This window comes from Mesobacillus subterraneus (assembly GCF_020524355.2).
Lineage (GTDB): Bacteria > Bacillota > Bacilli > Bacillales > Cytobacillaceae > Mesobacillus > Mesobacillus subterraneus_C.
In genome coordinates this window covers 443822-457386 of the sequence record NZ_CP129019.1, presented here as the reverse complement: position 1 = coordinate 457386, position 13565 = coordinate 443822, and the positions used below count along the sequence as shown (strand labels likewise).

The following is a 13565-nucleotide window of genomic DNA, read 5'->3' as shown; positions in this document are numbered from 1 at the left end:
CGCCTAAAACCGCAACGTCCTGTGGCAGGCGGATCAGCACATCGTGTGCCACAGAGGGCCGACCGGTGAAGTCGTTCTTTGACTACATCAGGCGGACCGAAACCGAAAAGTATAACCGACTGTCCAGAAACGCAGAAACTGGAGGCTCCGATAAAGCGCTTTTTGCTTCTGCCGGCGGAGTTGAAGTTTCGGAGTTTCTAGGAGACGACACTAGACAATTCGAAAAGCGGAGGCGACTGCCCAACTCCGACAAGCGTTGGAGGGCCTGACAGTGAAGTCGCTCTTTGACTTCATTGGCAGGAACGAAACGTCTCGAGAAGTTAGGAGCCGCAGCTAGACAAGCGACTCGAGGGGCTAGGCGCTGGAGCTGGAAAATTCTCGAATTGATAATTTATACTTTCTTATATAATAACAACAACAGAAAAGGGAGCTAATCTCCCTTTATCATTTCAATTTTGAAAGGGGCAGTAAAAATGGAAAACACAATCGTTATTGCAAGTGCGGTAAGGACCGCAACTGGAGCATTTGGCGGTGCATTTTCTAATGTCTCAGCTGTGGACTTAGGAGCAGCAGCTATTAAATCGGCACTAGAAAAAGCGAATGTCAGCTCGGATGTTGTCGATGAAGTCATCATGGGGAATGTCCTCCAGGCTGGACTTGGTCAAAACCCGGCACGCCAGGCTGCGATGAGAGCTGGACTTCCTGAAACATGCCCTTCCATGACGATCAACAAGCTGTGCGGTTCAGGTTTAAAGGCCGTACACCTTGCTTATCAAGCGATCGCCTCCGGTGAAGCTGATATTGTTGTAGCAGGCGGCATGGAAAATATGAGCCAGGCTCCATTTTTACTTAAAGGCGCACGCGAAGGCTTCAAAATGGGGGACCAGAAGCTTGTTGACACATTGCTTGGTGATGGACTCGTATGTGCGTTCAATGATTATCATATGGGAATCACAGCCGAAAACCTTGCGGAAAAGTATGAAATTTCTCGTAACCAGCAAGATGAATTCTCTGTAAAGAGCCAGAATAGAGCGGAAGCGGCGATTACTTCCGGACGCTTCAAGGATGAAATCGTCCCTGTAGCTGTAAAACAAAGAAAAGGCGACCCAATCATCGTTGATCAAGATGAGCATCCGAAATTTGGCAGCACGCTTGAGAAAGTTGGCAAGTTAAGGCCTGCATTCAAAAAAGACGGTACAGTTACTGCAGCAAACGCTTCTGGAATTAATGATGGCGCAGCAGCCGTAGTTGTTATGAGCGGCAAAAAAGCAAAAGAACTTGGTGTATCACCGCTTGTGACAATCAAGGCAAATGGCTCTGCGGGCGTTGACCCTTCCATCATGGGAATCGGCCCGGTTAGTGCTGTTAAAAAAGCACTGAAAAAAGCGGGAATGGAGTTAACCGACATAGATTTAGTTGAGGCAAATGAAGCATTTGCCGCACAGGCCCTTTCAGTGATGAAAGAGCTTGGCATGAGAGAAGATAATGTTAACGTAAACGGAGGAGCAATCGCACTCAGCCACCCAATTGGCGCGAGCGGTGCGAGAATTCTTGTAACACTGATCCACGAATTGAAGAAGAGAGAGCAAAAGTATGGATTGGCAACTCTCTGTATCGGCGGCGGCATGGGTGTTGCGACCATCATTGAAAATTTTATAGATTAATAGTAAAAAGCCTGTGGATCGGTCCACAGGCTTTCATATTTCCGTCAGCTTTCAAACTAATTGATCTTCTGTTAATTTACTGCAAGCATTCGATAGATTCTGCAAACATTCCATTCTTAGCTTCTCGTCGCATATAAAATCATTCAGCAGCTCTTCTTCAAGCTTCATTTGAATTTGATTGATTTCTTCTCTCAGCCGCTCTCTTTTTTCAACCTCTGATAAATGAAACTCAATTTCCCGTTCGAAGTACTCTATTGTCCCGAATAAAACAGTCAACGCTTCCTCCACCTTCCGTTTAAATTTTCAAATTCTGCGCAAAAACTAAACCTGCCAAAAGGATTGTTTTATTTTTCCTGTCAAGTATCTTAAGTATTATTTATCCCATCTCACAATATACAAACTTAAAATTCAGTTCTTTTTGCAATATTGGACAGAAAGAGACATTCCAAAATAAAAATCCCTAAAAAGATGGCGGAATTTTGACAAGAAGGAAAACGAAACCATTCACCTATCTGTTATGTACGTCCGATCTTTTTTTGGCAGCCCGACGATCATAGCTGAAATGCCTTAGACTCGCGGCTTTGCGTCCTTACCTTTCGATAAGTTTGCCTTTTTCAGTTCTAATTAAAATATAAATCTTAAGAACTATTTTATCAACAAAATTCGCCAATTACTTACAAACATGAGTCTATTATCCTACAAAGAAGTGAAGTGAACTTATGAACTAATTATTGCTGGATAAACGACAAATTTTTTTAAGAAAAAAATTACCTATTCGAACTTCCACCCTTGACTCTGCGATAATTTTTCACGAAGTTATCCCGGATTCGAACTTTTTTACACTCTGTCACTTTATTTTCGCCAATGCCTGCTTCGGTTCAGAGTAGATTGTTTTAACAATGTAATACTGCAGCAATCAACATGTAAAATTCAGTTGCTAGAATAGAAAGAAGAAGCTTTAATACAGGCGAATGGCAGGAGGATCCATATGGAACAGCATGTTAAGATGTCGCTAGATGAATGGAAAGCAGAAATCGAAGAGATTCTTAAAGAAATTGACGCGGAATATGAAGAAGTGAAAAACGAGCTAAAGGTATATACATATAAATTCAACATTACAAAGCAGGTTGTCCAGTCAACCGTCAATCCTGATTTGAACAGGAAGATCCGCGAGTTGTACCATCAGCCATTTGAGGAAAAATTCAATGATTTGAAGGAATATATCAAGGAGCTGGAAGAGAAGAAAAGAGTCTTCCAAATGTTCACTGATAAAATAGAGAAAGTTACTGAAAAAGAAGAAACACCCCAGTTGGCAGTGGCACAATCAGAGTAAAATCAAAGCCTGGCTGATGAAACTCATCAGCCAGGCTTTTTTAATTTATTTCTTCCACCAGGAGTCGAACATGGATGCAGGTATATGACGTTTGTGCTCTGAAGTAAGGTATCTTCGTTCAATTTTAGCTGCATCTGCTTCGTCAATCTGCTTTCCTTCCAGATAATCATCGATGGCTTCATAGCTCACACCAAGCTCAGTTTCATCTGCCTGAAGCGGCTTGTTGTCGAGAAGGTCTGCTGTAGGCTCTTTAAGATACAGTCTTGGTTCTGCGTTCAATGCTTTGAGCAGCTCCCTTCCCTGCCTCTTGTTCAGTCCAGTTAGTGGAAGCAAATCGGCTCCGCCATCTCCGTATTTTGTAAAGAATCCTGTAACGGCCTCCGCTGCATGGTCTGTCCCAATCACAAGCAAGCCTTCCTGGCCGGCAATCGCATACTGAGTGATCATCCTCATGCGGGCTTTCGCGTTCCCTTTATTAAAATCGGTCATCTTATCACCAATTGCATCTTCAAACTGTGAGTTGAAAGTATCTACTGCAGGCTGGATGTTAAAGGTGATTGTTTGATCGGCCTGGATGAATTCCAGCGCTTTCTGAGCATCATCTTCATCCTTTTGCACTGAATATGGAAGTCTTACCGCCACAAATTTTGACTCTGTACCCTCAGAGCGCAGTTCCTCGACTGCCAGCTGTGCCAACCTGCCAGCTAGTGTAGAATCTTGCCCGCCGCTGATACCCAGAACGAACCCTTTTGCTTTTGAGTTCTGTAAATACTCTTTAAGAAAGTCAATTCTTTTCCTGATTTCCTCCTGAGGATCGACTTCCGGACGGACATTTAATGCTTCTATAATCTGTTTTTGTACGATCATATTATACCTCCTAAATCACTATTAACTATTTATCATGCTCTTTCGCTAATTTAGGTTAGAACACCATTTTTAAAAAAGCATATCTCTAAAAAAGTTTAAAGTCCAGATGTTGGTCAGAAAATCTAACATTCCGATTAATGCGTTCACGATTTATTTTACCCATTTGCTTATTGTTCGTAACATTTTGTCCGACAAGAGTTTTTTGCTAGACTATAATCTAGACTATAAATGTATTCAAATTGGAGGCATTCACAATGGCAGCAAATGAAAAATTCACAGGCTATTTCGGTACATATACAAAAGGTGATAGTGAAGGGATCTATTCTTTTTCACTGGATGTAACTAATGGGAAAATTAATGATGTTAAGGCAGCAGCAGCTCTTGAAAATCCAACCTACCTGACAATCAGCGAAGATAACCGCTTCTTATATGCAGTTGCAAAGGAAGGAGCATCAGGCGGTGTGGCAGGATTTGGCATTAGTGATACAGGACAATTATCGTTCATCAACACCCTGCTCTCTCCAGGAGCCTCTCCATGCCATGTGAGCGTGAACAGAGAAAACAACCTGCTATTATCCGCAAATTATCATAAAGGATCTGCAGATTCGTATTTACTAAACTCTGAAGATGGAAGCATTGAAGCTGCTTTATCAAGTGCTGTACACGAAGGCTCAGGTCCAGATGAACGTCAGGAAAAAGCTCATACCCATTATACCGGCTTTACCCCGGATGGAAACTTTGTTGTTGTTGTAGAACTTGGCATTGATCAGGTCCTCACTTATTCACTTGATAATGGCCAGTTAATCGAGAATCATGTATTGAAAGTAGAGCCTGGAAGTGGTCCAAGGCACTTAGTCTTCCACCCAAATAATCAAATCGCCTTTGTGATGACTGAGTTCAGCTCAAAGGTTCTTGTGCTGAAGTACAACTCAGGTGATGGCAGCTTTGAACAAATTCAAGCGATTTCAACGTTGCCAGCAGAATTCACTGAAAACAACCAGGGCAGCGCCATCCACCTTTCATCCGATGGGAAATTTGTCTACGCTGCCAACCGCGGTCATGACAGCATCGCTATTTTTAGCGTTGACCCTGAAAGCTTTGAGCTTACCTTTGTTGAACATACTTCTACAGAGGGAAATTGGCCAAGGGATTTTGTACTTGACCCTAGCGAGAAATTCCTGATTGCAACGAACCAGAATTCCAGCAATGTCGCTCTCTACTCACGCGACGAAGAAACAGGCAGATTGACATTGCTGCAGTCTGATGTGAAAGTTCCAGACCCGGTATGCGTGAAATTTTTGAACTACTAAGAAAAACAGGGCAAGTGCCGTTAAGTGCACCTGCCCTGGTTTTTACTTGTCGCTTGGAAATTTGACACCCATTTGCGACCTTGCTTCATCAAGAATCTTCATTGTGATTCTCGAGTTCTCAAGCGAGTTGTTACATGATTCCGATTTCCCTTGCTGAATTAACGTCATGAACTCATCTGCTTCATAGTACATATTATCCGCCAATTGCTCTCTCGATATATCTTCATGCTTGCCATCACGATAGATGATTTCGACTTTTTCAGGTGAACTGATTTTATCAATTTTGATGTTGCCATCCTCGCCGTGAATTTCAGATGGAAGCGAAGAATCCGTGATTTTTGAGAACATGATGACAGCATCCATTTCCTCGTACTTCAATATCAGGCTGCCTTCTCCATCTACTCCTGACTCAAGCACATAGCCATTCGCCTGGACTGATTTTGGCTCTCCATACAAGACTACCAGCGGATAGATGCAATAAATGCCGATGTCCATCAAGGAACCTGCCGAAAATTCCGGGTTAAAGGCATTCATCACTGTGCCCTCTTTATATTTGTCATATCGGGAAGAATACTGGCAATAGCTTGCAAAGTATCTTCTGACCTTGCCGATTTTATCAATATGATTCTGGACAGCTTTAAAGTTAGGCATGAGGGTTGATTTTAACGCCTCCATCAACACTACCTGATTTTCTTTTGCAGTCTTAATCATGTGTGAAAGCTCAACGCTATTGGACGCGATCGCCTTCTCGCACAGCACATGCTTGCCATTTTCCATGAATGTAATCGCCTGGCTTGCATGCATGGAATTTGGGCTAGCGATATAGACCGCATCAATCACATCACTTTTCGCCATCTCTTCCAAGTTGGTAAAAATTCTATTCACACCGTATTTATCTGCGAATTCCCCAGCGCGTTGCTCTGTGCGCGAAAAAACGGCCGCAAGCTGAAAATCCTCATGATGACTAGCGCCTTTTATAAAAGCTTCTGTAATCCAATTCGTACCTACCACTCCGAAACGTACCATGTTGTTCACCCTTTCAATTAGCAAAAGCTGACGGCAATGCTTGCAGCTCTTTTTCAATCTTATCGAAATGGAAGCTCGATCACAAACTTTGTCCCTTTGCCGTGTTTGCTTTCCACTGAGATTTTTCCATCGTGCATTTGTACAAGCTGTTTAACAATCGACAAGCCGAGCCCGAATTCCCCGAACGGATTGCTCGTCCTTGAGATGTCCGCTTTGTAAAAGCGATGCCAGATTTGTTCGATTTCAGCAGGGTCGATTCCGATCCCCGTATCCTCGATTTCAATCACCGTACTGGTTCCATCCATCCTGCCGCGCAGCCAGATTCTCCCGTTTTCAGTGAACTGAATGCTGTTTTTCGTAATATTGATTAAAATCTGGACCAATCGATCATAATCAGCTTGAACAATAGCCGACTCTTCAGCTTCGATCTCGATGTTGTTATTGCGCTCCTCAGCCTGAAACCCGAGCTGATCCTGGATGATTTCCAGCACCTCGACCAATTCAATAGCTTCCTTAAATAGCTGGACCTGATTCGAGCGGATCTTATCATAATCGAGGTTTTCATTCACCAGCCTGATCAGCCGCCTCGTTTCCTTGCTGACCAGATTGATGCCGCGCTCTTTTTCTGCTTCGGGGATCATATCAGACTTAAAGCCCTCGATGATTCCGCTGATCGTCGTTAGCGGGGTCCTCAATTCATGGGATACATCCGACATGAACTGGCGACGCCGGTTTTCCAGGTTTTCTATCTCGGCCTTCGATTCGTGGAGTTTGCTCACCATACTGTTAAAATCATTCGCTAATTCCCCAATCTCATCGAAATCCGAGGTTGGAACTTTTACGGTATAATCCCCAGATGATACAGCAGAGGTTGCTTCCTGCAGCTTTTTGATCCGGTTGACATGGATGCGCGACAGCAACCAGCTCAACAGAAACGAAACAGCAAGCGCGATCAGCACTGTATAAAATAGATATTTATTGATTTCTGCAATCATTTCCCGTGTCCCGCTGATTGGGGAGGTGAGAAGGATTCCGCCGATGAATCGACCTTGGTCCAAATATGGCAAAACAACCAGGGTCACGGCCCTGTCAAAGCGTTGAAGGTCATAGTTTTTCACAATCGGATCACCGTTTGTAAGCTGGCTCCACTCATTCTCTGTCAATTCAATGGCTGGCCCTCTCCACCTGATTGGATTCAGGAGCTGGATATTCTCGTCAAACACACTGAACTGGATATCCCTGCCGAAAAGAACGCGTGCATATTGATTGATCACCGGGTCCGGCAGTTCTGCACCGCGGTCGAGGTCGCGCAGGATATTCTCTCCGTAGGAAATCAGCTCCTCGGTCTTGTTTTTATAAACGAGCGTTTCAACATATTGTGTGAATACGAGACTTAAGATGAGGAAGGCGACGATGATGATGCTGATATGGCTGAGGAATTGCTGGTAAATATACTTAACCTTCATGCCCATCCATACTTTCATCAAATTTATAGCCCACGCCCCACACAGTATGGAACAATGGCTGTTCAGGCGTGCCAATCTTTTTCCTCAGACGCTTGATATGAACATCTACAGTACGCTCATCCCCGTAAAACTGGTAACCCCAGACACGCTCGAGAAGCTGCTCCCTTGTAAAAACCTGCCGTGGATGCTGGGCGAAGAAGATAAGCAGATCGAACTCCTTCGGTGTCAGGTTAGTGACTGGTTTGCCGGCCAGAGTCACTTCACGTGTTTCTTTATTTATTTTAATGAGACTTGTCCCAACTTCACTGTTCTCTTCTGGCTTTAACTTCTGATAGCGGCGAGCCACCGCCTTGATCCTTGCCATCAAAGCCAATGGACTGAAAGGCTTCGTCACATAATCATCAGCACCCATTTCCAGACCAAGAACCTGATCCGACTCACTGTCCTTTGCCGTCAGCATGATGATTGGCACATCGCTGCCCTCCTGCCTGATCTTCCGGCACAAAGTCACACCATCCATCCCAGGCAGCATCCAGTCGACAATCAGCAAATCCCATTCTTCATTTTTAAAAGCCTCGTACCCCTTCAGTCCATCATTCACAAACTCGCCCCGGATGCCCTCTTTTGAAAAGAACATCTCAATCATCGCGCAGACACTTTCATTATCCTCAATGACTAAAATTTTCACGCTAATCCCCTCTTATCGGATATCTGTTATATCTAAATTATAGCTCAGAGCCAGCAGAATCAACTGTTTCGCCTGATGTTACAGATTATTTAATATGTTGGTCATAGTTTGTTCATGATTTTAGCGGACTTGGTTTCAGTCATATTGCATAGATTGCTTAGATTACTCATCGCAGTATTCAGGGTATGCCCTTCTTCAGTTTCTTACATTTTCGGACGCCAATGCGGACTATTGGTCATTTCTTTTTCCTGTATTCTTACATTTTCAAGCAACAATGCGCCTTATTGGTTACATTCTTTTCCTATATTCTTACATCTTAGGGCGCCAATGCGGTTCATTGTTTACCTATTTTACCTTATTTTTACAAATTTAGGGCGCCAATACGGTCTATTGGTATCCTATTTTCCCGTATTTTTACAAATTAGTGCACCAATACGGTCTATTGGTATCCTATTTTCCCGTATTTTTACAAATTAGTGCACCAATCCGGCCTATTGGTTACCTTCTTTTCCTATATTCTTACATTTCAGGGCACCAAACGGTCTATTGGTTACCTCTTTTCCTTAGGACACCAATAAGCTCCATCGGCTACCTCTTTTCTCGTATCTCAGGATTTAGGACACCAATACTCTCAGTTGGCGTCTTTTTTTCATACCTTCACTTATTCAGGTCACTACTAACAATCTTTTCTCCTTTACACAAATAAATAAAGCCAGCTCATCAACTGAGCTGGCCCTCATTCTTTAGTTTTTTTTCACAGGTAGTCCTTCTTCTTCCCATGCGGAGAAGCCGCCTTCGAGATTGACTACGTCCTTAAAGTCATTTTTCAAAAGCAGGCTTGTACCGATTGCCGAGCGTGCGCCTGACTGGCAGTGTGCGATGATTTTCTTGTCTTTAGGAACCTGATCAAGGTTATCATTCAGGTTTCCCAGCATCAGATGGTGGGCACCTGGAATATGGCCGCTGTCCCACTCACTCTGGTTGCGGACATCGATCACAAAGTAGTTTTCGTCTTCCATCAATTCTTTTGCATCGCTTGCCGTTACGGTCTTGTACTCTTCCAACTGACCATCAAGTTCTTTCGGATCGATGAAGCCAATGACCTGGTCAAGTCCGATTGACTGCAGGGACTTTTCCACATCAGGTAATATTTCAGGATCAGCAATCAGCACGATATCCTCATCATAGCTTAATAGCCAGCCTGCCCAGTTCGTGAAGGATTTATTGTACGGGATATTAATTGTCCCTTCTGCATGTCCGTCCGCGAACTCCTCTGCCGGGCGGGTGTCAACAACGGCTGCATTGCCAGCAGCAGATAATGAAACCTTAGGTGTTTCTTCACGACGAAGTAATTCTGGTCCAACTTTATTGAGCTTTTTCATTTCTGCGAAGTACTTTGGAGGTTCTGGCTGACCTGCAAGCAGTTCTTCAACGAATTTATCCTCCTCGTTGATCTGAAAAGCCCAATTGAATTTTTTTTCATAGCCTAAAGTGGACATCGGCACAGCGCCGAGGGATTTTCCGCATGCACTGCCTGCGCCGTGTGCTGGCCATACCTGCAGAAAGTCCGACAGTTTTTCCACTTTACGAAGCGATTCGAACATTTGGCGTGCCCCTGATTCAGATGTATCTTTGATGCCTGCCGCTTTTTCCAAGAGGTCTGGGCGGCCGACATCGCCTACGAACAGGAAGTCACCGGTGAATATGCCCATCGGTTCATTAGCTCCGCCGCCCTTGTCAGTCAATAGGAATGAGATGCTTTCGGGTGTATGGCCCGGTGTGTGGATAACTTCGAAATAAATATTTCCGATATGAAAAGTCGATCCCTCAGTCAGCAATTCATGCTCATATTGATTGACATACTGATACTTCCAGTCTTTATCCCCTTCGTCTGATACATAAAGCTTGGCCCCATGATGGTGGGCAAGCTCTCTTGCACCTGAGAGATAGTCTGCGTGAATATGAGTTTCTGTTGCTGCAGAGATATTGAAGCCTTCTTTTTTTGCGATATCCAGGTAAGGCTGGATGTTTCTCGCCGGGTCAATGACAATAGCTTCACCCGTTCGCTGGCAGCCTATCAAATAAGACATATGTGCTAGTTGATCATCAAAAAAAGATTTGAAATACATAACGATTCCTCCTGCATTTTTTGTTTTCATAGGTTCATGAATTCCGTACTCTTCTATACCCTGCACCATATTTTTTAAAAGTATTAAAATATGTCAGCGGGCGCTGCCTTAATTCCAATATATACCTACAACTGTATTTTACTTTGTATAACCCATTGCTTCAAATAAAAAACCTGCTCCGGTATGGAACAGGTCTAATTTCTCACGGTTCTTCTTCCCATAAAAATATATAAGATAATCGAGATGGAAACGGAAATGGTTGAGGCAATGTAGATGCTGCCATATCCGAGCCAGTGCCCAATCTGGCCAAAAGCCATTGCGCCGACCCCAACCCCTAAATCGAAAAAAGAGAAGAAGGTTGCGTTTGCCATACCCTTGCGATTCATTGGCGCATCCTGGACTGCCCATGCTTGCAGTGCCGGCTGGACGGACCCAAACCCGAATCCATATAACCCTGCTGCGATGAACATAACTAGGCTATTCGGCAGCCATGCCAGCAGAATCATCGCGACCATGATTAAAAACGTCCCTGGCAGGAAAATCGCACCGTGCCCCTTTTTATCATAGATCTTGCCTGCAAAGGAACGTGACAGCATCAGAGCCATCGCAAAAATAAAAAAGTACCACTGAATTCCCTCAATACCTTTCTGGGCGGAATAGAGGGGCAGAAAGGACGCGATTCCTCCAAAAGTCACCGTGATGAACAATAATAATAAAGATGGCTGTAATGCGGATTTCTCATATACATCCCATCTGCGCCGTTCCACTTCCCTGTCGCTTTTTTCAACTTTTTTATACGTGATCCTTGATGCTAATAGGAACGCAGTCAGGCCGAGAAAGGCACTAGCTAAAAACAGCTGTTTGAATGTAATAATTTCAGCAAGTGCGAGTCCGAGAGTCGGTCCCATCGCAAGCGCAACGTTTCCGGAGAGCCCAAAGTAGCCCATCCCTTCCCCTCTGCGGCGTGGAGGGATTAAATCCGTAGCAATTGTGCCAGAAGCAGTAGTAGAAAAACCCCAGCCAACTCCCTGCACTACCCTCATTAAAAACAAGAAGGCGATGCTGACTGCAAACCCAAATGAGCCCACCGAGACCACGAATATGGCCAGGCCAATCAAGTAAACAAAGCCTCTCCCCTTCGTTTCAAGCATTCTCCCTGCGAAAGGACGGACAAGCAATGCTGAAAAAGTGAAGATTCCTACGACGAAACCAATCAGCTGGTCATTGCCACCAAGCTGCTCTACAAACAATGGTATCGTTGGCAATGTCATTTGAAATCCAAGAAAAATAAAAAAGTTAGCAAGGAAGATGAATAAAAAATCCCTGCTCCAGATTTTCTCAGTGCCCGGATTTGGTTGAGTTGCTCCTGATTGTTGGTCCATGCTTTTCATCCTTTCTGTTAGCCCCTTTGCTTAGGCACTGTAACCAAAAATGTATCCTTTTTTTAGAGGTCATGTTCATCATTCCGTCAATTTGTTGTTGCATTTTTGTGAAAAACTTCACAATTAACTCATTTTTATTTCGGATTTTGATATATTGTAAGTGTAATCAATAATTACTTTTTTTTGAAGGGAAGCGATTTATATGTTTGCTAATTGGTTAAGAGAAAACAATATTGCTGCTGGCCTGTTGACTGTCATCAGGGTTTGGCTCGGATATAACTGGATGACTGCCGGATGGGGCAAATTGACTGGTGATGGATTTAATGCGACTGGATATTTGAAAAACGCAGTGGCGAATCCAGTTAAAGGTCCTGACGGTCACATGGTTTATGGTTGGTACGTGAACTTCCTTGAAAGCTTCGCGATCCCGAACGTCGAAATATTCAACTTCATCGTGCCGCTAGGTGAATTCCTTGTAGGACTTGGATTATTGCTTGGAACACTGACAACTGCCGCTATGTTCTTCGGCCTGGTAATGAACTTCAGTTTCTTCCTGGCGGGAACAGTATCTCACAACCCAACTGACATCTTCTTCGGCTTCATCATCCTGTTCGCCGGCTACAACGCTGGTAAATACGGTCTGGACCGCTGGGTCGTTCCATTCATCCGTAAAACTGTATTCAAAAGAGAAGTTGAGACTGCGCATAAAGCAGTTTAACTCATACTATTAACAGCGAGCCTGGCATTTGCCTGGCTCTTTTTTTTCGTATCAGCTCTGACTATTGTTTTGACTAGCTGTTTTTTGCGGGTAACTCTCTTGCCTGATATTTTGAATGGCTTCTTTCTGCCGTAAATTCCTCTGCATGTATTTTGACTGGCTTCTTTTTGCCGTAAATTCCTCTGACATGTATTTTGACTGGCTTCTTTTTTGCCGTGATCTCCTTCGTATTTGCTTCCCTCGCTATTTTCCGTTAATCCTCCACATGAGCACTTCTAAACTAATTTACCGTCATCACCTTCCCAAAGTGTTCAAATTCCTGACAATATGTTTTTGCTAATTTGTGAACAAGGACATTCGGTTCGCATTTAAATTAAGAAAGTAAATATATTGTAGTGTAATCAAATAATAATTCATTCTTGAAAGGGAGCGATTGATATGTTTGCTGAATGGCTAAGGGGAAACAAGATTGCTGCTGGCCTGCTGACGGTTATAAGATTATGGCTAGGCTACAACTGGATGGTTGCTGGATGGCATAAAATGACTGGGGAAGGCTTTGATGCAACTGGATATTTGAAAAATGCCGTCGCCAATCCGGTAAAAGGTCCTGATGGAAACATGGTTTATAGCTGGTATGTCTCTTTTCTGGAAAACTTCGCGCTGCCGAACATTGAGCTTTTCAACTTCATAGTACCGGTTGGTGAATTCCTTGTCGGTGTGGGACTCATCCTCGGCTGCCTGACAACTGCTGCCATGTTCTTCGGGTTATTGATGAACTTCAGCTTCTTCCTTGCCGGTACCGTATCCCACAATCCAACAGATATTTTCTTCGGATTCATTATCCTCTTCGCCGGTTTTAACGCAGGCAAATACGGGTTGGACCACTGGGTAATACCATATATTCGAAAAACAATCTTCAAACAGAAAGCATCTACTAAATGATTTGTCACGCCTCCTGAGCTTATGCAGGAGGCTTTTTGTA

General features: G+C 43.8%; 14 protein-coding genes and 1 riboswitch. Of the genes, 7 read left to right on the top strand and 7 right to left on the bottom strand.

The window, feature by feature from the left end; genetic code table 11:
* Window positions 1–65 precede the first annotated feature (65 nt).
* Genes LC048_RS02250 through LC048_RS02240 form a run of 3 tightly spaced genes read left to right on the top strand, consistent with a single transcriptional unit; the run spans window position 66 to window position 1664 of the window.
* Entirely contained in the window at window positions 66–269 is a 204-nt protein-coding gene (locus LC048_RS02250) for a hypothetical protein (RefSeq protein WP_226601889.1), read from the top strand.
* Window positions 270–284: 15 nt separating this feature from the next.
* The gene (locus LC048_RS02245) at window positions 285–434 is read left to right on the top strand and encodes a hypothetical protein (protein ID WP_306049330.1); all 150 of its coding nucleotides are present in this window, start codon (window positions 285–287) and stop codon (window positions 432–434) included.
* 39 nt (window positions 435–473) lie between these two features.
* Entirely contained in the window at window positions 474–1664 is a 1191-nt protein-coding gene (locus tag LC048_RS02240; protein WP_306049328.1) for an acetyl-CoA C-acetyltransferase, read from the top strand.
* Window positions 1665–1715: 51 nt separating this feature from the next.
* On the opposite strand, the gene LC048_RS02235 is transcribed toward LC048_RS02240, so the two are convergent.
* Window positions 1716–1940 carry a hypothetical protein gene (locus LC048_RS02235; RefSeq protein ID WP_226601887.1) on the bottom strand — a complete coding sequence of 75 codons (225 nt, stop codon included), beginning with the start codon at window positions 1938–1940 and terminating at the stop codon, window positions 1716–1718.
* A 259-nt stretch (window positions 1941–2199) separates the two neighbouring features.
* Window positions 2200–2284, bottom strand: a riboswitch (cyclic di-GMP riboswitch).
* Window positions 2285–2652: 368 nt separating this feature from the next.
* Here LC048_RS02235 and LC048_RS02230 point away from each other — a divergent pair.
* Complete coding sequence (locus LC048_RS02230; protein ID WP_226601886.1) at window positions 2653–2997, top strand: hypothetical protein; 345 nt, start codon at window positions 2653–2655, stop codon at window positions 2995–2997.
* Between the two features lie 45 nt (window positions 2998–3042).
* Here the strand turns inward: LC048_RS02230 and nadE are convergent, their stop codons facing one another.
* Window positions 3043–3864, bottom strand: a complete 822-nt coding sequence (nadE, locus tag LC048_RS02225; RefSeq protein WP_226601885.1) for an ammonia-dependent NAD(+) synthetase — start codon at window positions 3862–3864, stop codon at window positions 3043–3045.
* Between the two features lie 254 nt (window positions 3865–4118).
* On the opposite strand from nadE, the gene LC048_RS02220 reads away from it, so the two are divergent.
* Window positions 4119–5174, top strand: a complete 1056-nt coding sequence (locus tag LC048_RS02220) for a lactonase family protein (protein WP_226601884.1) — start codon at window positions 4119–4121, stop codon at window positions 5172–5174.
* Window positions 5175–5216: 42 nt separating this feature from the next.
* Here the strand turns inward: LC048_RS02220 and LC048_RS02215 are convergent, their stop codons facing one another.
* The 5 genes from LC048_RS02215 to LC048_RS02195 all read right to left on the bottom strand — a co-directional run bounded on the left by LC048_RS02215 (window position 5217) and on the right by LC048_RS02195 (window position 11865).
* The gene (locus LC048_RS02215; RefSeq protein WP_226601883.1) at window positions 5217–6200 is read right to left on the bottom strand and encodes a Gfo/Idh/MocA family protein; all 984 of its coding nucleotides are present in this window, start codon (window positions 6198–6200) and stop codon (window positions 5217–5219) included.
* Between the two features lie 59 nt (window positions 6201–6259).
* On the bottom strand, window positions 6260–7666 hold the full coding sequence (locus LC048_RS02210) for a sensor histidine kinase (protein ID WP_226601995.1): 1407 nt from the start codon (window positions 7664–7666) through the stop codon (window positions 6260–6262).
* A complete protein-coding gene (locus LC048_RS02205) occupies window positions 7656–8354 on the bottom strand; it encodes a response regulator transcription factor (protein WP_226601882.1) in 699 nt (232 codons plus the stop codon). Before LC048_RS02205 ends, LC048_RS02210 begins: the two co-directional genes overlap by 11 nt.
* 743 nt (window positions 8355–9097) lie before the next feature.
* Window positions 9098–10483 (bottom strand): MBL fold metallo-hydrolase, encoded by a 1386-nt coding sequence (locus LC048_RS02200; protein ID WP_226601881.1) that lies wholly within the window; start codon window positions 10481–10483, stop codon window positions 9098–9100.
* A gap of 194 nt (window positions 10484–10677) precedes the next feature.
* Window positions 10678–11865: an MFS transporter gene (locus tag LC048_RS02195; RefSeq protein WP_226601880.1), complete on the bottom strand. Its 1188-nt coding sequence runs from the start codon at window positions 11863–11865 to the stop codon at window positions 10678–10680.
* Window positions 11866–12067: 202 nt separating this feature from the next.
* On the opposite strand from LC048_RS02195, the gene LC048_RS02190 reads away from it, so the two are divergent.
* Together LC048_RS02190 and LC048_RS02185 are read left to right on the top strand one after the other, a co-directional pair.
* Complete coding sequence (locus tag LC048_RS02190) at window positions 12068–12583, top strand: DoxX family membrane protein (protein ID WP_226601879.1); 516 nt, start codon at window positions 12068–12070, stop codon at window positions 12581–12583.
* Between the two features lie 438 nt (window positions 12584–13021).
* A complete protein-coding gene (locus LC048_RS02185) occupies window positions 13022–13525 on the top strand; it encodes a DoxX family protein (protein WP_226601878.1) in 504 nt (167 codons plus the stop codon).
* Window positions 13526–13565 lie beyond the last annotated feature (40 nt).